Origin of the sequence: Vibrio sp. 070316B (genome assembly GCF_013114115.1) — a bacterium.
GTDB lineage: Bacteria > Pseudomonadota > Gammaproteobacteria > Enterobacterales > Vibrionaceae > Vibrio > Vibrio chagasii_B.
This window is the reverse complement of sequence record NZ_VTYC01000023.1, coordinates 53,276-70,344: the sequence shown is the minus strand read 5'-3', so window position 1 is coordinate 70,344 and position 17,069 is coordinate 53,276. Positions and strand designations below refer to the sequence as shown.

The following is a 17,069-nucleotide window of genomic DNA, read 5'->3' as shown; positions in this document are numbered from 1 at the left end:
TCTCAATGCTTCCTTTCCAAACATCAAGCGCGCCCTTTTAGGTCGCGCTTTTTTTATGTCTAGATTTTTAGCTCATTTTTATATGTCTAGTTTATAAGCACTTTTATCATCGATGGCGTTAAATGGTAAAACTGTTCTTCGAATAAAAACCATACTACACCTGTTCCAACGAAACAGACTTCTAACTTATACAGGTACTAAAATGAAAAAGATTGCACTTAAAATTGTAGGACTAACGGTTTTGGCTTCTGCGCTAACTGGTTGTATCGGCAGTAACGCCGTAACAGGGAAAGTGATGAAATTTAACGTTGAAGTTGTCGATAACCGCTATGCTCGTGCAGGTGTGAACTTCCTATTAGCGCCTGTGTACGGTATTACGACAGCAGCCGATTATGTGGTATTCAACTCTCTTGAATTCTGGACAGGCAAAAACCCTATCAGTGGCGCACCACACGTATTTGACACCAAAACAGACACTCACTTCAAGGTTAACGATGACCTGGACCCAAGCCTCAAAGAAGCGCCTGTAGGTCCAATCTCAAACAACCGCACGATTGAAACTGGTGAGATGATTAAGATCGATGAAAATACTATCCAAATGGACATCGTTTACAACAGTGGTGAGACCGCAACACTTACTGGTATCAAAGAGGGTCAAAACGTGACTTACTACATGGACGGCCAGCTAGTATCGCAAACCACTATTGCTGAATTAGAGAAAATACAAGCGACTGCATCATAAGGTTTGATCTCTGAGAAGCAGTAAAAAGCCCGGCATTGCTAAGCAATTACCGGGCTTTTTTATACACGCTCTAATCTGATTGGGACTGGGCCAGCCGAATACTGACTAAACTTGCCACCATAATAGCTAGGTAAAAACTACCAATTATCGATTCCATAAACACAAAAAATTGAGCGATCGGTAAAGCGGGTGAAATGTCTCCATACCCTACCGTTGTCAAAGTGATAAAGCTGAAATACATCGCATTAAACAAGTTCGTTAGCCAAATTTGTTCTTCTAAACCATTAAATGCGTTAGGGAAGATCTCTAAAATTAACAGATAGATAGTCGACCACGCGAAGCCCAACAGCAAATAAATACAAATGGAACCTATGATGTGATTGGGGGTGACGGTTTTCGCTTGTATTACCTGCTTTAAAGCCGAGTAAATATGTGAAAACAGAAATACCGCTAGCGCCGATAATGTCACTATCGACAAGTTGTAACCTTCTAAGAAGGAAAACACACCCGACACCGACGCTGTAATCAACAACAACCCATACCAGGAGCGATACAAAGAACGCTCTTTATGAATGCCGACAATCGAAACCGCTAAGGTAATGATGATCAAAAATAGAATCGTTTTTTGGCCTTGCGGATAAAACTGCTGCATCACCGCGCAACCAAAAAACAACACCAACAGTGCATAAAATAAGAAGTAGAAGTTGTCGTCTTTCGAGACTGCCTTCATTTATTTCTCCTCGGTCTCTGCTTGCTTTGCCTCAGCTTCTTCTTGGTTTTTATCTTCAAGCCCAAGCCACGCCATCATCAACTCGTAGGTCAAACTCAGAATCACGGCACCAACAAACAAACCGACGATTCCTGACATCGCCATTCCGCCAAGTGCACCCAATAAAATAACCAGCATTGGAATATGAGAACCGCGGCTCAGTAGTACAGGTTTCAAGATAGCGTCACTACCACTCACCAGAATACACCACACCAAGAACAAGCTAGCAGCCAACGTTGATTCAACGCTGAACATGTAGATAATTGCAGGTAACAGAGCCAGAATCGGTGGAAGTTGAATAATTGCAATTAACAATACCGCCAGCGCCCATAACGCGGCAGCAGGTACGCCCGCAATGACTAGACCAATTGCTGACATAATAGACTGAATGACAGCAACACCTATCACACCTTGAACTACGCTGCGTACCGTTGTCTTAGACAGTTGCACCAGTTCAACACCTTTGCCATCCGTTAAGCGAGCCACTAAGTGCGTTACACCCGTTTGACATTTGTCGGCATTACTCATAAATGCGCCAGCGATAATGGTCGAGATAATGAATTGAATAAAGCCACCGCCAAGAGAACCTAATATCGAAGCCGCTTTAGTAGCAAATACCTTAAGTTCTTCCGCATACTTAATAAACACCCCCTCAATATTTGAAGAGGCATGAACCAAGGCGGCATACACTTTTTCACCGATGAATGGGATCTCTTGTATGGACTCTTTTGGTTTCGGCAGAGACAAGGTTCCGTCCTGAAGCCCTGTCATTAAGTCGGATGCACTGGTGTAGATGCCTGATGAAAGAGCGACTAAAGGAATCAACAGCAACAACACACCAATAAAGCTCAATAATGCGCTGGCTTTACCTTTCGACATTCCGGTTTTATTTGAAATCGCCACCGCTACTGGATAAAGCGCAGTCGCAATAATCGCACCCCACACTACCAATAGAATGAATGGGCGTAGAATTGAAAAACACCAATAGACTAGCATCGCAATGGCAGCAATCTTTATTGCGGCATCAATCGCCTGTTTAGAAAAATCATCGGTTAACTTCATGGGACGTCCTTGTTAGGGCAAAAATTAAGTCTGGTTTTGTAAAAACTTCCAATTCCTAGTTTCAAGGAAGAGCGAAGCCAAAATCATATAAATTCCAATCAACACTAATTGGAATATGCGTATAAATGTGTTGCTGTCGATATCGCCTGAGCTCATCAATGTGCTCCCGACCAGCACTAATAAAGTACTGAATGCAGTCGCGAAAATCGGCGCTTTTTCTGGAACGGTATATATCTTGGTCGCCATAAGAATGGCGATCAAACCAATAAACAAAGAATAGAAGACAATATTAGGAACAATAGAAAGAATTGAGAAAGCCGCAATCGCTAACAAGCCCCCAATACCATTACTGATCACCAGAAACGCACTCAACTTTATCGATTTCTCTGACGTAATCATTAACGATAACAATGCAATAAACATCATTGTCAGTAACGCTTCAGAGATTTGAAAAATAAAGAAAAAACACACAACAGGGTAAGAGATAATCATCGCCCTAAAGGCCGCATACCAACGCTGCTTCTTATCAAGTGGCGCTGCCGCAAAACCGGAAAACTCTGACTTAGGTTCAGGGAAAAACACATGTACCAAAGCAAAGATCATGACTGAAACCACACCCGAGGTTGCCAAGCCTGATGCCAGTAGCACAGAAACACCTGGGTTATCAATCGCCATGAATGGAAGCATCAATACAGCAATTAATAAGACGGTAGCGAACAGATTCCATTTAGGGTCAACAAACAAGTAATAGCCCCACAGCATCATCAAACCCACCAATATCAACAGAGGGATGGGATAATGCGTAATACCGCGAGACAACAACAAACCTAACGCCATAGTGGTAACCACCGCCAACAAAAGCTCGTAAACGGTTTCTTTATGCAAATTAGGTTTGTCGATTAAAAACTTAGCGGTGAATACCGGTGCGACGAACGCAAGTGGCCAGTTGATCCATGCCGCCAAAAAGACAGCCAACGTGACCCCGACGGTATACCGCAGGATCCGTTGCTGTGTTTGTTGGTCGAGTACGGGCTTATCGGACATAAGACAATACACTTATAATTCGAATCCAAACTTTACCTATTGCGTTGAAAACAAAGTTATCACCGCTATAGACAATGACATCGGCCTGACCACCGACACGCAACATACCTTGCATCGCATCACGTTCAAACTCGATAGTAATTGGCAACATTTGAGTTTGACGCAACCAGCCTGTTTGTTGGCTCGCTTGAGCAAGCTTACCTGCCTGATCGTTTTGCCCCCAATCGACCCCCCAATCGATACTGCTCACACGGCCCTTAACAATTTTGCCTGGAGCAAAATCCAGAGCCACTTCCACTTCATCACCAACCGTGACATTACCTAAGCTATTTTCTCGATAGTAAGCTTCGATCCAGATGTCTTCCGTCGACACAAACGTCATGATCGCCTGACCTGCGGAAGCATAGAAACCTTCGGATAGGCTGAAGTTAGACACACCGCCTTGCGTTGGCGCTTTGATAACAGTACGTTCAAGGTTCAACTGAGCTTGTTCAAGCGCCAATAATGCTGCTTTCACTTGGCTGTTTTCTTCACCCTGTTTACCCATTTGTTGCTTAGCACGTTCCAAATCCGCTTCAGCATTGGTCACGTTAGCTCGTGCTGTTGCCAAAGCCGCTCGAGCTTCGTCTGCATCCGATTTGGAAACCACACCTTTGTCTGCCATCTCCAAGATACGCTTGGCCTGCAGCTGAGTATTTTGTTTCTCAACCAAAGCAGAAGTGAGCTTAGCCTGTGCAGAAGCAATACTTGCGGTTTGAGCACCGACATTTTGCCCTGCAATTTCAAGATTCTGCTCTGCTTGCTGTACCGCAATTCGATAATCTGAGTCATCGAGAACGGCTAACGTGTCACCTTGATTAACCAGTTGATTGGGCTGAACCAAAATGTCCAACACTTTGCCTGACACCTCAGGCTTAACAGGAACAATGTAACCTTTAACACGAGCATTATCGGTAATTGGAATAATTCGATCGGCAATGATGCTGAACAACAGTGTGAATGCGACGAAAGCGAGCAGATAATTGGTTACCTTTCTCACTTTATCTTTGCCCTGTTCCGGCTGAGCGCTTTCTTCTTTTACATCCTGCTTGTTCCCTTCGACTTCTGACATGGGACTCCCTTCTCAATAACTAAAATCAACAAAATTAATACCTTAAAAATAAACCTGACCATGGAAAACTCAAGTAATTAGGGTTAGATTTACTAAACAAAGTGTCGTAAATGATATGCACGTCCAATTATGTATCAATACACAAGGATTGATTGATCATGGCCAATAGCCCCTATCAAGTACCAGTAATACAAACCAGTTACGCCAAGATCTTAGTGCAAATATTCACGGACCATGGGCTAGATCTACACAAGCTACTCGAAGACTCAGGGCTGCCGCCGGACCTGATAGAGTCAGAAAGTGACTTTGTGCCATCAGAGTCGATCAAGCGATTGATTTATCTAACGTCGTCACAATTGGGGGTATCCCGCTTTACGGATGTACTTGGTCTTGCTTTCAGACGAAGAATCATCCCATATGTCTTGCATCAATTTACCGAGTTCGAAACCATTGGCGACGCACTAAAACACATCAACACAATCTTCGCTTATGACTCTCCAGGCAGCAGTGTCGATTTCGTTGTCGAACACGGGCAGAGCTGGTTTTGCCGAACATCGCGAGACGAGCCTTCATCTATGTTCCAATGGGGCGAAGTGTTTGCCATCACCTACATCATTGAGCTGATCACGATTTTATCTCAATCGCCTTGGCAACCTACCAAGTTACGTTTGCAAGGGCATGACACCGATATCGTCAAAACCTTGGTTCCGAGCAATTGCCAGTTGTTTATTGACCACAGTTCAACCGCCGTGATGATCCCAGATGAGATTCTACAACTGCCAATTCGCCTCACAGCTAAAGACTTAAGTAATAAGCCTGCTATCGTTGAATGGCACACCAGCTTTACCGACAGCGTTTATGAACTGCTCCAACCCTATATGAAAGAGCAAGACCTCTCGCTTGAAGAGGCGGCGGAGCTGCTTAATTTCTCAGTGAGAACCTTTCAACGTAAGCTTAAAAACGAAAACACGACCTATCGAAAAATTAAAGAGAACCTGATGTTTTCCGTAGCCTGTGAGCTGATGGAAGAGGGCCACACCCTGACCTACATCTCTAGCCAATTGGGTTACACCAACATTTCGCATTTCTCACGTGCTTTTAAGCGCGTTTCAGGACTGACGCCAAAAATTTATCAACGCTCAATCTCTGGCTAGAAACCTTCCTACCAGAATCTCTTCCCAGCCTGAAGATAGTTGCTCCAGAAAGGGAAGAGAATGGTGGTAACACTATATCCAGCTACCCTAAAACGATAGGTGTCGGGTAGCCTGAGCTAGAACTACATACTCGGTTTCGGCCATTACCTTTGGCACGGTAAAGCGCCCTATCTGCACTGCGATAAGTCGCTTCAGCTTGAGCCTGTATTTCAGACACCCCACTGCTCACAGTTAGGCTCAAGGTCGTTCCTTTGGTAATCACTTCTTTCAATCGATACATGGCTTCAAACGCATCGGCCAGGTTGGTCTCTGGCATTAGGATGGCAAACTCTTCACCACCCACTCGTGCCACAATGTCAGTCTCACGGCTGTTGTTTCTCAGTAGTTCTGCCACCTCTTTAAGTGCCGCGTCACCTTGGTCATGACCATGATTATCATTAATGGCTTTAAAATGATCTAAATCGATCAATGCCAAACAAGAATGTGTATAGCCGTAACGCTCCGCGAGATTTGCATAGTGGTTCAAATCTCTATCGAAACGGCGTCGGTTCCAACAACCAGTTAGTGAATCGGTTTCCACCAGCACTCTTAAACGACGCTCTAAAACCTTTCGTTTGCTGATATCGGTAAACGTGACCACGTACTTTTCGTTATGTGGTAATAGTTCCGAGAGTTTTTCAACCACCACGTTAACCGTGAAATGCTCGCCAAGGCGGCTAACACCGCTCAACTCCCCTTTCCACCTTTTGTTTTGTTTAAGGGAAGTAGCGATGGTCGATACCAGACCGCTGTTATTCATAAAACAGAGATCAGAAATGGGGCGAGCTTCGACCTGGTCAAACGCATAACCAGAGACTCGAGAAAACTGCTGATTAACCTGAATTATTCTCAATTGACTATCGAGGACAATAAAGCCAGCCACGCCATCAATGATCGCCTCAGACAGACTGTTCTGGCTTTGATTAACTTCGTGTCGATACAAGCGGGCTGTGCTCAATGTGCATAAGAGAAATAGCGCGCACACGGAAAAAACCATGGCTGCAGTGGAAGCGATGCTCAGCAACCACAAGCTAACTAACGTATTTAAGACAAGCACAGAGACAACGTAAAACGGTGCTCTGCGATCAAAACTTAACTTGTTCATAATGTGCTCGGGTGATGGACAGAGCGCTATGATGACTAAGTTTTACCAACAAGATTTACCATTTTACGACACATACAAATTCAAATTAGATGCTGAGCCGCGCACTCTACGACTTATGCTAGTTATTGAGCAAAAATAGCAAACTACCCCCACTCAATGAACTGCCGTAGTTAAAGTTGATCCCAACACCAAAGTTATCAAAGAAGTAAGAGTCGTAAGGCACATCAAAGACTAACCCTGCGCCAAATTCATAGTAATAGTGCGTATCAAGCGGATCTGTTAGATCCCCTGCTACATCGATTCTTCGAAAGTTGTAATGAATTTGAGGGTTCTTTAAAGACCAAGCATCTAATTCCACATTCTGTCTGAATTCAATCTCATTGATAAACCTCAAACCTTCAGGGTTGCCGATATCGCCATCATTGGCTTCGCCCCATCCCGTTCCATAGAAATAACGCGCTCTTGATGAAACATTCCAACTTCCCCACTCTTGTTTCTGTAGGTATTTGAGTTTGACCGACGGCTCGCCAATCAATGCCCATGCAGAAGTATTCAACGCGTATCCATCGAGCTGAGATTGAAAGGCTTGAGAGTAGCTATTTTTATATTCGTATTTATTGCGGTAGTAGAGTAAATGAGTGCCCAAACCATACGCGATAGACCAATGTTGATTTAAATGGCTTTGAGCGCCGAAAAAGCCATACAGACCCAATACTGAGTCTTTATTGGGGTTAACTCTGCGGTCCGATGTAACATCAGGTGAAATCTCAATATCTTGCTCAGATAGCGCATAAGACCCTCGTACCGACCAAATCAAATCTAAGTCAGGATCATCGGTTTTAACCACGGAAGAATAAGGAATAGAACCAACGCTAACTTGGCTCCGGGTGTCGATAGTTTTATCAGAACCAAAGCCATTGTCGTTTAGATTGATGAACGAGTTCGGGTCAAAATCGACAAAACCAATTGAAACGGCATCGCTGTCAGTAAGCGCAATAGAAACGGCGAAGATCTTCTCTAGCCGATGTTGAATCGCTTCGTTGGATGCATAGGCGGAACAAGAAATAAGGCCCGTTAAGAGTAAAGCAATAGAAGGGGGATATAGCGACTGGGGTGAAAGCATTAAGTTGACTCCATTCAAACTTATGCTTCAAGTGTAATTGGTAATTTTGCTATTTCAATCAGATAGTTAATTGTGTGCTTGATACCCCTCTCAGTTCTAATTGTAAGAGTGTTGCCAAATCTATTGATCCCCAAAGCTCTTCTACGTCTTGGATTCTAAAGTGAATAATCATATCTACCTCTGTGTAAATCGTAGGCTCATGTCGAGAACTCTCCGAAAACTCATCCGAGAACTCATATTGAATCATTCCCACTCGGGATACTTACCATAATGCGCCACGCACACTTTAAGAGCTGTTTCGCATCCTGAGCAGTAAGCGTTTGAATATTCTGTATTTATCTCCTAAGTTTTTTATAACCCTTTACTCAGGAAGAAGTAGATGAGCAATATTGAAAAAGTATATGGATTTAATACGCCCCAACGACTCTTTGTCGGATACACCCTTGCGATACTCGTCGATTTAACCGTTCTTAATTTTTTTGATGAATACTGGGACTTCGTCAATATCGAGTCATTCACCATCTCGTTTGCTGCCGCAATTTTACTGCAGTTGCTGCTCAAACTGTCTATCGGTTTGGAACATAAGCTCGCGGATTACTTCAAGTCGAAGCCAGGCACGGCACCTAAGATTTACAGGGGGCTGTCTAGCTATGTCATTCTGGTCGGTTCAAAGTTCGTGATGCTAGAAGCGATCAACATCCTATTTGGTGACAGAGTCGATTTCAGTGGCCCTTGGAATGGCGTGGTCGCCTTCTTTGCTGTGGTATTTACGATTCTGATTGCCGAAGTGATTGTTTCTAAGATCTACTTTGCATTGGACGATACGCAGAAGACTGAAAAAGCCTAAGGACTCGATTACATAAGGTTTAATCGAACTAGAAACAAAAAAGTGAGCCACCATGGGCTCACTTTTTAGTTCTAAACAAGATAATTAAGTAGCGGAATTAGATAAACACTCTCGCTCTAATACCAAACACCCACGCGCTGCTTTCATTGGAGAACGCTGGATCTTTAATGTACTGAATGTCAGGTGTTACTTGGAAGTGATCACCAAACTGCATGTTGTAGTAAACCTCAGCGGTCCATTGTTCTGTGCTGCCGCTTATTGCTTTGGCATCAGCTGCAAAAGAATCACCATTCACTTCTGCCCAGTTCAGTGCCACACCTAAGTTGTTGGTTGGCTTTCCTAATCCAAAGTAACCCATACCAACAGAAATCGATTTATCGTAAAGGGCTACATCCCCTTCTGATAACCCACCGCGAACAAACGGCATCACTTGGTCACTCGTGAACTGACTCCACGAGAAATTAACGCCTGAGCCACCTTCCGCAGATAAACTATTACTATGACGCGTATCGTCACCGAAGTCCCAGAAGGTCACATGAAAGTTATCGGTATAGATCTGCTCTTGCGAAGCTGTCCAACCTAATTCCAGCGTGGTAAAGTAAGAAGCATCGCTACCAAAGGCTGTGTCAAAGCCATCAAAAATCTCATCAGACTTACCATTAGCGTCAGCAATACCACCGACAACATAGAAGTTCTCACCCAGCATATGACCAGCAGAGAGCGCTAATACACCATCATCCGGTAGACCCATTGCGCCAGAGCCTGTCGAGAATGCTAAGTTCGTAAAACCAGACCAAGGGCTTGCGAGAGCGTAGACATCGGCATAGTTCGTCACATCTTGCCAACCGACAACGATAGTGCCTTTACCGTCATTTATTTTTTGCTTCCAGTTCAAGTCTGTCACTCGAAAACCTTGGTCGCTGTATGCTGGACCAATCGCCCCGACGTAACCAAGAGGTCCAAATGAATAGTCTTTTGGCGCAGTATCGCCATAAGCATGCCTATGCTCGACCTTCCACACCAAGCTACCTGAGTTCTGTGTATCTTTGCCTAGCAGGTGCCATGAACCATAGAGTCGAGCGACACCTGATGAGGCATTAACGCTATCACCACCAGCACCATCCCCAGAGGTTAACCCTAAAGCAAAGTAATCGGCACCAAAGGTAAAACCATCCTCGGCTAATGACTCTCGCCAAGATTTCTTTTGTGCTTTCTGCTCTGCAATTGTATTTTCAACAGAGTCAGGGCCCTCAAAGTTGGCGCCATAAACAACGCCGCTCATTGGGCTAGCCGCCATCACAATTGCCATACTTACTTTAGATAATCTTGAATTCATCATGTCACCAGTGCTTTTTAAGTTAGTTTTATTTTAGTTATTACTCACATTGAAAATTGTCATTTGATGACACTGGGTGATTTAAATACTTCCAACATGAGATTGGAGCGCACTAGGTGCGTTAGCTTAAGGTTGATACTGTTCTATACCGTCCGCTTTCATTGCATATACCGACTGCACGTTGGCTGCGCCGTCAGAGTAATTCACATTTTCTTTCGATTGATGCCCAGTTAACTCACCTTCAACCCAAACCGGCGTCATTAAGCTCACTAATTCAATGCCTTGAGGGTAATCTATCAGCACCAATTGATTCGCTGGAGGTGGTGGCGTGTGGATACAAGCTCCGGCAGAAGGCACTAAGAAGAACTTAGTAACTTTAGTTCCGTCCATTTCAATCGGAGTGATATAGCCAGGGATTCGATGCTTACTACCTACAACCTCATTATTTGGTTTAGAACCTAACGCTTCTCGCTGCTTCATAATCTGCTCACGAGCAACAAACAACGCTTCAACATCCACGTCCTGCTTTTTAAGCCTTTCTGTTACTTCCACTATTTCCTGTTTTGCTTCGTCACTTGCGACAAAACCGTCTTCAGTTTGCGCGTCTTTAAAGCGAGCAATGGTCGCCATATCAAACATCTGATTCCGATCAAGCTTTTGAAATGGGTCTTCTATCAACTCCATGCTTGGAACTAGCTCGTCCCAGTATGTAACCTTCACTTCGTTAGCTAGTGCTGGAAACGACAAACAACACAATACAAACAGCGAAAAAATTGGCTTCAAAATAACCATGAAACTTTACCTCACAAAAACATCGTTAAGCTAAGTTTGGTAGAGGAGGCACTCCCCTACCTAACTATTAAACATCAAGCCAAAGATTACATTTCATTGCGGTATACAACGCCATCTTTCATTACCAATTTAATCGTATCGATAGTTTTGTATTCAGGATCGGCGTCAAACCACTCGGTGGTCGCACCTAATACCTTTATGTCTTCCAATGGGTTACCATCTACTAATAAGATATCTGCAACGGCACCTTTTTCGATAACACCTAACTTGCCTTGGGTTGTGCCTCTAGGGCCTGACATTGCTAACATTTCACCAGCTGTAGAAGTCATTTGTTTTAGCACTTCGAAGTTGCTACCAAACGCTTGCGTTCTCCAGTAGATTTCGTAACGACGAGCTCGCTCGGCATCTGAGTCTGCACCTACATAGTCTGATGCAAAAACAACCTTCACGTTATTTTCAAGTAAGCGTTTACCGTAGTCACCGTACTGCTCTTGGAGCTGAGCAACCATAGGAAGTTTTTCTGCAGGCATAAGAGGGTTCTTTGCTAGATCTGGCGATAGCCCCCACATTTGTGGAACAACATATCCGCCCTCTTTTGCAATTCTCTTCATCGTGTCGTCATTAATAAAGAATCCGTGCTCAAAGGTTTTTACACCACAATCAAGAAGACGGTTTACCGAGCGATCATTGAATGTATGCGCAGCAACATAAGTGTTCCAATCTTTTGCTGCTTCAACGATGGCACAGGTTTCGTCTACCGAGTATTGAGTGGTATCAATCGGGTCAAATCGAGATGAACCACCACCACCGGCCATGATCTTTATCTGAGTCGCACCATTGCGTAAGTTCAGTCTTGTCGCTTTGAGAACTTCAGGCACGCCATCGGCTACAGCGCCAATGCCCATTCTTTCAAAGTTAGAAATATCCCCTACCGAATTAGGCGTGAAACCGGGATCACTTCTATCTCGGAAATCACCATGACCTGATGTTTGAGAGATAAATGCACCAGACGGATAAATTCGAGGACCAACAACATTGCCACTCTCAATTTCGCGAGCCAAACCGAAGGCAGGTCCGCCCATATCACGAACGGTTGTAAAACCATCATCTAAGTAGCGCTTAGCCACTTGCGTTGCATGAATAGAGATGTCAGTGAGATCTTTATTGGATTCGATGTCACCAAAATTATAGTTAATCATAACGTGGGCATGGCCATCGATTAAGCCAGGCATTAACGTTTTACCTTCACCTTCAATGACGGTAGCTTCACTGGCTTCAATTGGGTTTGCCGAAATTTGTTTGATTAGGTTGTCTTCGACTAATACGTGATGGTCTTCGTACAATTTGTTTTCTGTACCATTGAACACATCGACGTTAGTAAATAGCGTTGATGCTGCATTTGCAGAAAGAGCAAATGAGCACGAAAGAGCAACAACAGAGAGCTTTAAGCCTGCATTTTTCATTTTTACACCTTGATTCCGTTTGTTAGTGGCGTCCACTTCCCATAACGATTCCGTAACTACTAATGAGTGTTATGAGGTTTCAAAGATGTTTTTATTGGTCATGACACTCACAAAAATCTAATCAAAATTCTGTGAAATAATCGAGGCAAAAACAACTCATCCACATTCAATAACTTAGTAGTGATGTTGCCAGCATTCAAGGTTGATAAATGGCCATTTGGTGACAATAAATAATTCTGCGTTCAGGCTGGAATTTTTAGTCACTGGCTAGAGTTTCACTTCGGAGTTGTTATTGCCGGATCTCTTACTGATAGCTTTGTACTGCTACTTATAGACTGTTGCTTACCGACATTAGCTGTGCTCTTTTCGGTACTGTCTTGGCGTCATGTTCATTTGACGCTTAAACGCACGAGTGAAGTGAGATGAATCGGAATAGCCCATCTTTGCCCCTACTTGTGTAATCGACAAATCTGGCTGCTTAAGCAATTCCAATACTTGCTCCAATACCATCTCCTCTATCAGAGTTTTGTAGACGACTCCTTCTTGCTCCAAACGGCGCTGGATAGTCCTGACATGCATGTTTAAGATTTCAGAAGCGAGACTAATCGGGAGTTTTCCCATAGTCAGGTACGGTTTAATGACAAGTTTAAAAGCACTTAAGAAAGAGCTAGGCAAAGGAGCACTGGATTCAAGAACAGGGGGGGCTTTAGGCAAAATAATTGGCTCAAGCATGATCGCTTCTGGGATTTCAAAAGCCGTAACTGGCCTGTGTGTGAAAAACTGAGCGCTACCCATTTGAGGCAAAGATTGGAAGCATTCAAGGTCATCACTCTGAATACCGACTTCCGATGGCTTCCAACGCCCCTGCGTTAACACTGAAATCAGTTCATTAATAAAAATAACCGAGAACAGTTCAGCAAACTTAAACCAAGGAGCGTTTGTAAATGGCTTCTCACGAACAAACCACCACTTACCACCTGCGTGTTTGGTATAGACGTGAGCACCATTGGATACCAACTTTAGCTGTTCACTAAATTGGTCAAGTGCACTTTTCAGGGAGTCCTGTTGATTCAGTTTTGCCACAAACCTAGGCACATAGGTTTGCTTGCAAAAGCTCCACATAAACAGCGAAAACTCTTCTCGTGATGCTGACTCTCCCATAATCTTGACCACATTTTTTATAGTTGTCTCTGGGAGATAATCGTAATGATCATTACTAGTAAGAATATCGTTGGGGATTTTTGCGCTACGTAACAAGGTGTAGATTTCGCCATCGATGTGGCTCAGTAGTTCAGCGAAAAGCTCAACCTCTTTCTTATCGACCACTGCCATTGTATGAGGGGTATTAGGCATCCTTTCCTCTTATTCTGTTCATTCATGAACTTAAATTGTTTCCTTACTTAAGATAGCAGATTTAACACAACTTCACATAGGCTTACTAACCAGAACAGTTCATTAAACTCACCAATAAACAACTGGTTAGTAACCATGACACGTGTAACTTGTGAGTATTAGTATCGAACCCTTTTATTGAGTTAGAGGCTGAGCTTTACGCACCAAAATAACTCGAACATGGTCGTATACCAGATTGAACAGAAACGCGTAAATGGTAATAAAAATGGTCACGCCGATATCCATCAAGAATGCCTGCCAAACTCCTACATTGAGTAAGTAAGCCATGACGGGGATAGTTGCAATGAGCAAACCCGCTTCAAATAACACGACGTGAAACACTCGTAATTTCAATGAACGCTCTGATTTCTCACCGGTGAAGTAGCGATCAAAAATGCGATTAAAGCAGTAGTTCCAAACCATCGCGATGGTAGCAACAACTATCATGGTTCCTGATAAGGCACTCACATCGTGATCGGTAAATATTGCTAAGCCGATTATTGAAAGCGTTACGGCCAAAACTTCGAATAACACTGAGTGAAACACTCTTTCTAACGTACTCATACATTCCTCTAAATAATCAAGTATGTGTTGGATTAGCTAGGATTATGTCACCCGAAATAATAAGAGAAAGTTAACAGCCATCACGAATAGTGATAGCCTGAGCAATTCAGTCTAATCCCAAAGTCGCGAGAGATAACATGTACAGTTTTGAGCAATTAAAAGTCTTCGTCACTGTGTGTGAAAGTGGCTCTTTTTCTGCGGCAGCGCGTAAGTTAAAACGAGCTCAGTCCGGTGTTAGTCAGTCGATCGCCAACTTAGAAATTGCCATCGACCAAGAGCTGTTTAATCGAGAGAAGAACATCCCCGTTTTAACCTCTACAGGTAAAGCTTTATTGCCTGTCGCTAAATTGATTCTTGATCAACAAAAGTACTTCGACCAAAAAGTAGAATCACTGGCACAAGAAGACGAGCATGAGCTTATTATTGCGATCGATGAAAGTATCATAGATAAAAATTTCATTAAGATAATCAGTTCCCTAGCCGATCAGTTTCCAATCACACACTTCGAGATCATTACGACATCCACCTTCGATGTAGAGGATTTAGTAAGGCAAGGAAAAGCACACATCGGCATTATCTATGCAGATGGAGAGCTCAAGGTTGATATGGATTTCTTTTTGTTGGGCCAAGCACGCTTCCTAACCGTCAGCTCTGCTGATCATGAGCTCAGCAAGCTGCCTGTAGTTCAAGATTCAGACTTAAAACGCTATCGCCAATGTGTACACCGCAGTTCAAAGCAACGTGAGCTTTGGTTCACCTATGGCATCAGCTCCATGCTTTGGTATGCCAACACTCACAAAACCATCATCGACCTAGTAGAACAAAACGTAGGTTGGGCAAATGTGCCTGAAATGATGGTAATGGAAGGCATAAATAAAGGAAAACTCGTTGCGTTGCCTGTTGCACACGAGCATGGTGGTTGGATAACTCCGGTAGGGTGCCTAGTGTCACGCCGTCACATCAATGGCCCGGTACTCACGAGTCTGATTGAGAAGCTGGAAGGTTACTCTTTGCAATACAATCAATGGCAAGCAAACTAGCTAAAACTACACTGCAATATCGGTAGTGCGTTTCGCCGCACTACCGCATTTCGACACATTTCACCGATAAATATCTTTGTCGTCTGGACAAAACACCCTAGTTGATGTCCCAAAGTGACATAACTAAACTGCGATCCGAAAGGGGTTGTCGTGCCTATACATGGTTAACGAATCAATCCAAGTCGCTCTTTAACACTACTGACCTAACCTCAAATCTCCAGCATGGGCATTGCTAACATCGCCTATGACAGCTTCAAATAGATCACTTTTTGAATTTAATTCGCCCCAGTTTATGAGTGCTCTTCGAGTGCTTTTTTATATCTAAATGAACCTTTTGGAAAATTTGTCGTGAACGTTTTAAGAAACATTTGCCCTGAGAAAATGGGTAAAGAGCGTAACAAACGAGAGTATGATTTACGCGTACTTAATTGTGTCAGTGAAAGTGAATATGAATCGCGTATGGCGGTTTGGAACAGCCTAACGATGGCTGCAACGCCGTCAGCTTCGGAAACAAAAGGCTTCATCGATGAGGCTTTCAACAAATTACAAAGTGACTTAAAAGAGACAAGTCGTGAGTTATCCATTAACTACACCGACTTTATTGCGATGGCACATGAAGAAATCAATTACATCAAGATTTTCGTTGCCGATAAAACCTCGCAATACGGTTGGTACGCAGCCATCGCTCTGATGATCATCGGCACCATTGCTCTGTGTATTCAGTAAGTTAGGTTCTATCTTCAGCTGAAGATCCCTTGAGCGCTTTCATACGCGCTAACTAGAAAACAAATGACTCGCTTCATTTGTTTTCTAGCCACCACAAACTCACTCTCCCATCAGATTTAGCAAGTCTTGCGTCGCCTTTTTAGGATCTCCGGCGTGACAGATTGCAGATACTAACGCTAAGCCGTGAATACCCGTTTCAGTCAGCTGAGGGATGTTCGACTCGTTGATACCGCCAATCCCAACAATCGGAAGCTTGGTCGTTTCTAACGCCATTTGAATGCCTTCGTAACCCCAGTGTTTCTTAAGGTTTGTCTTGGTCGGTGTCGCAAACAGTGCACTAAGACCAATGTAATCAATCGGCAAGCTATCGGCTTCTTGTAGCTGCTGTTCAGTTTCAATTGATAACCCAAGAATCTTATCCGCACCAATCAGCTTGCGTGCTAACACGGCAGGCATATCCGATTGCCCCAAGTGCAAACCATCGGCATCAACGGCCAATGCCACATCGACTCGATCATTAATGATCAACGGCACGCCCGTTCCAGCTAAAACCGATTTAACGGCTTCTGCACGCTCAATGAATGCTCTTACGTCCCCATGTTTTTCTCTAACTTGAACCATAGTGACGCCACCAGCAACCGCTTGCTCAACTACGAACTTAAGCGTTTCTAAATCTTGTTGGTCGTCAGTCACTAGATATAGTTTATAAGGGTTCATCGCATACCTTTGAAGTCGATTTCTAAAATTGATTTTCTGTCAT

At 43.6% G+C, this 17,069-nt stretch carries 17 protein-coding genes; 5 read left to right on the top strand and 12 right to left on the bottom strand.

Annotated elements, in window-relative coordinates; genetic code table 11:
* The first annotated feature begins 202 nt into the window (after window positions 1–202).
* Entirely contained in the window at window positions 203–742 is a 540-nt protein-coding gene (locus tag F0251_RS16925) for a DUF3332 domain-containing protein (protein ID WP_008216319.1), read from the top strand.
* Window positions 743–812: 70 nt separating this feature from the next.
* Here the strand turns inward: F0251_RS16925 and F0251_RS16920 are convergent, their stop codons facing one another.
* From F0251_RS16920 to F0251_RS16905, 4 genes are read right to left on the bottom strand one after another with little or no spacing between them, the layout of a single operon-like run.
* Window positions 813–1,472, bottom strand: a complete 660-nt coding sequence (locus F0251_RS16920; RefSeq protein WP_061032322.1) for a potassium channel family protein — start codon at window positions 1,470–1,472, stop codon at window positions 813–815.
* The gene (locus F0251_RS16915; RefSeq protein ID WP_061032321.1) at window positions 1,473–2,573 is read right to left on the bottom strand and encodes an AI-2E family transporter; all 1,101 of its coding nucleotides are present in this window, start codon (window positions 2,571–2,573) and stop codon (window positions 1,473–1,475) included.
* Window positions 2,574–2,597: 24 nt separating this feature from the next.
* Complete coding sequence (locus F0251_RS16910; RefSeq protein ID WP_061032320.1) at window positions 2,598–3,617, bottom strand: DUF2955 domain-containing protein; 1,020 nt, start codon at window positions 3,615–3,617, stop codon at window positions 2,598–2,600.
* Entirely contained in the window at window positions 3,607–4,728 is a 1,122-nt protein-coding gene (locus F0251_RS16905; protein ID WP_061032319.1) for an HlyD family secretion protein, read from the bottom strand. Before F0251_RS16905 ends, F0251_RS16910 begins: the two co-directional genes overlap by 11 nt.
* 158 nt (window positions 4,729–4,886) lie before the next feature.
* On the opposite strand from F0251_RS16905, the gene F0251_RS16900 reads away from it, so the two are divergent.
* Window positions 4,887–5,882 (top strand): AraC family transcriptional regulator, encoded by a 996-nt coding sequence (locus F0251_RS16900; protein WP_105058336.1) that lies wholly within the window; start codon window positions 4,887–4,889, stop codon window positions 5,880–5,882.
* Window positions 5,883–5,964: 82 nt separating this feature from the next.
* Here the strand turns inward: F0251_RS16900 and F0251_RS16895 are convergent, their stop codons facing one another.
* A complete protein-coding gene (locus F0251_RS16895; RefSeq protein WP_171731440.1) occupies window positions 5,965–7,026 on the bottom strand; it encodes a sensor domain-containing diguanylate cyclase in 1,062 nt (353 codons plus the stop codon).
* 118 nt (window positions 7,027–7,144) lie between these two features.
* Entirely contained in the window at window positions 7,145–8,149 is a 1,005-nt protein-coding gene (locus F0251_RS16890) for a Solitary outer membrane autotransporter beta-barrel domain (protein ID WP_105058337.1), read from the bottom strand.
* 379 nt (window positions 8,150–8,528) lie between these two features.
* On the opposite strand from F0251_RS16890, the gene F0251_RS16885 reads away from it, so the two are divergent.
* Entirely contained in the window at window positions 8,529–8,996 is a 468-nt protein-coding gene (locus F0251_RS16885) for a hypothetical protein (RefSeq protein WP_171731439.1), read from the top strand.
* Between the two features lie 97 nt (window positions 8,997–9,093).
* On the opposite strand, the gene F0251_RS16880 is transcribed toward F0251_RS16885, so the two are convergent.
* The 5 genes from F0251_RS16880 to F0251_RS16860 form a co-directional block, all read right to left on the bottom strand.
* Window positions 9,094–10,293 (bottom strand): carbohydrate porin, encoded by a 1,200-nt coding sequence (locus F0251_RS16880; RefSeq protein WP_105058340.1) that lies wholly within the window; start codon window positions 10,291–10,293, stop codon window positions 9,094–9,096.
* Between the two features lie 165 nt (window positions 10,294–10,458).
* Window positions 10,459–11,124, bottom strand: coding sequence for a DUF3299 domain-containing protein (locus tag F0251_RS16875; protein ID WP_171731438.1), 666 nt, complete (start codon window positions 11,122–11,124; stop codon window positions 10,459–10,461).
* A gap of 86 nt (window positions 11,125–11,210) precedes the next feature.
* Window positions 11,211–12,587, bottom strand: coding sequence for an amidohydrolase family protein (locus F0251_RS16870; protein WP_061032313.1), 1,377 nt, complete (start codon window positions 12,585–12,587; stop codon window positions 11,211–11,213).
* Window positions 12,588–12,938: 351 nt separating this feature from the next.
* The gene (locus tag F0251_RS16865; RefSeq protein ID WP_105058848.1) at window positions 12,939–13,919 is read right to left on the bottom strand and encodes an AraC family transcriptional regulator; all 981 of its coding nucleotides are present in this window, start codon (window positions 13,917–13,919) and stop codon (window positions 12,939–12,941) included.
* 195 nt (window positions 13,920–14,114) lie between these two features.
* Window positions 14,115–14,543 (bottom strand): PACE efflux transporter, encoded by a 429-nt coding sequence (locus F0251_RS16860; protein WP_061032312.1) that lies wholly within the window; start codon window positions 14,541–14,543, stop codon window positions 14,115–14,117.
* 137 nt (window positions 14,544–14,680) lie between these two features.
* On the opposite strand from F0251_RS16860, the gene F0251_RS16855 reads away from it, so the two are divergent.
* Entirely contained in the window at window positions 14,681–15,583 is a 903-nt protein-coding gene (locus tag F0251_RS16855) for a LysR family transcriptional regulator (RefSeq protein ID WP_171731437.1), read from the top strand.
* 381 nt (window positions 15,584–15,964) lie between these two features.
* Window positions 15,965–16,309 (top strand): thiamine-phosphate diphosphorylase, encoded by a 345-nt coding sequence (locus tag F0251_RS16850; protein WP_171731445.1) that lies wholly within the window; start codon window positions 15,965–15,967, stop codon window positions 16,307–16,309.
* A 99-nt stretch (window positions 16,310–16,408) separates the two neighbouring features.
* On the opposite strand, the gene thiE is transcribed toward F0251_RS16850, so the two are convergent.
* Window positions 16,409–17,026, bottom strand: a complete 618-nt coding sequence (gene thiE / locus F0251_RS16845) for a thiamine phosphate synthase (protein ID WP_171731436.1) — start codon at window positions 17,024–17,026, stop codon at window positions 16,409–16,411.
* Between the last annotated feature and the right edge of the window lie 43 nt (window positions 17,027–17,069).

Coding starts and splice junctions, on each gene's coding strand:
- F0251_RS16885 (WP_171731439.1), top strand. CDS start 8,529: ATGAGCAATATTGAAAAAGTATATGGATTTAATACGCCCCAACGACTC.
- F0251_RS16925 (WP_008216319.1), top strand. CDS start 203: ATGAAAAAGATTGCACTTAAAATTGTAGGACTAACGGTTTTGGCTTCT.
- F0251_RS16915 (WP_061032321.1), bottom strand. CDS start 2,573: ATGAAGTTAACCGATGATTTTTCTAAACAGGCGATTGATGCCGCAATA.
- F0251_RS16900 (WP_105058336.1), top strand. CDS start 4,887: ATGGCCAATAGCCCCTATCAAGTACCAGTAATACAAACCAGTTACGCC.
- F0251_RS16860 (WP_061032312.1), bottom strand. CDS start 14,543: ATGAGTACGTTAGAAAGAGTGTTTCACTCAGTGTTATTCGAAGTTTTG.
- F0251_RS16905 (WP_061032319.1), bottom strand. CDS start 4,728: ATGTCAGAAGTCGAAGGGAACAAGCAGGATGTAAAAGAAGAAAGCGCT.
- F0251_RS16875 (WP_171731438.1), bottom strand. CDS start 11,124: ATGGTTATTTTGAAGCCAATTTTTTCGCTGTTTGTATTGTGTTGTTTG.
- F0251_RS16890 (WP_105058337.1), bottom strand. CDS start 8,149: ATGCTTTCACCCCAGTCGCTATATCCCCCTTCTATTGCTTTACTCTTA.
- F0251_RS16850 (WP_171731445.1), top strand. CDS start 15,965: ATGGGTAAAGAGCGTAACAAACGAGAGTATGATTTACGCGTACTTAAT.
- F0251_RS16855 (WP_171731437.1), top strand. CDS start 14,681: ATGTACAGTTTTGAGCAATTAAAAGTCTTCGTCACTGTGTGTGAAAGT.
- F0251_RS16865 (WP_105058848.1), bottom strand. CDS start 13,919: ATGGCAGTGGTCGATAAGAAAGAGGTTGAGCTTTTCGCTGAACTACTG.
- F0251_RS16910 (WP_061032320.1), bottom strand. CDS start 3,617: ATGTCCGATAAGCCCGTACTCGACCAACAAACACAGCAACGGATCCTG.
- F0251_RS16880 (WP_105058340.1), bottom strand. CDS start 10,293: ATGGCGGCTAGCCCAATGAGCGGCGTTGTTTATGGCGCCAACTTTGAG.
- F0251_RS16895 (WP_171731440.1), bottom strand. CDS start 7,026: ATGAACAAGTTAAGTTTTGATCGCAGAGCACCGTTTTACGTTGTCTCT.
- F0251_RS16920 (WP_061032322.1), bottom strand. CDS start 1,472: ATGAAGGCAGTCTCGAAAGACGACAACTTCTACTTCTTATTTTATGCA.
- F0251_RS16870 (WP_061032313.1), bottom strand. CDS start 12,587: ATGAAAAATGCAGGCTTAAAGCTCTCTGTTGTTGCTCTTTCGTGCTCA.
- thiE (WP_171731436.1), bottom strand. CDS start 17,026: ATGAACCCTTATAAACTATATCTAGTGACTGACGACCAACAAGATTTA.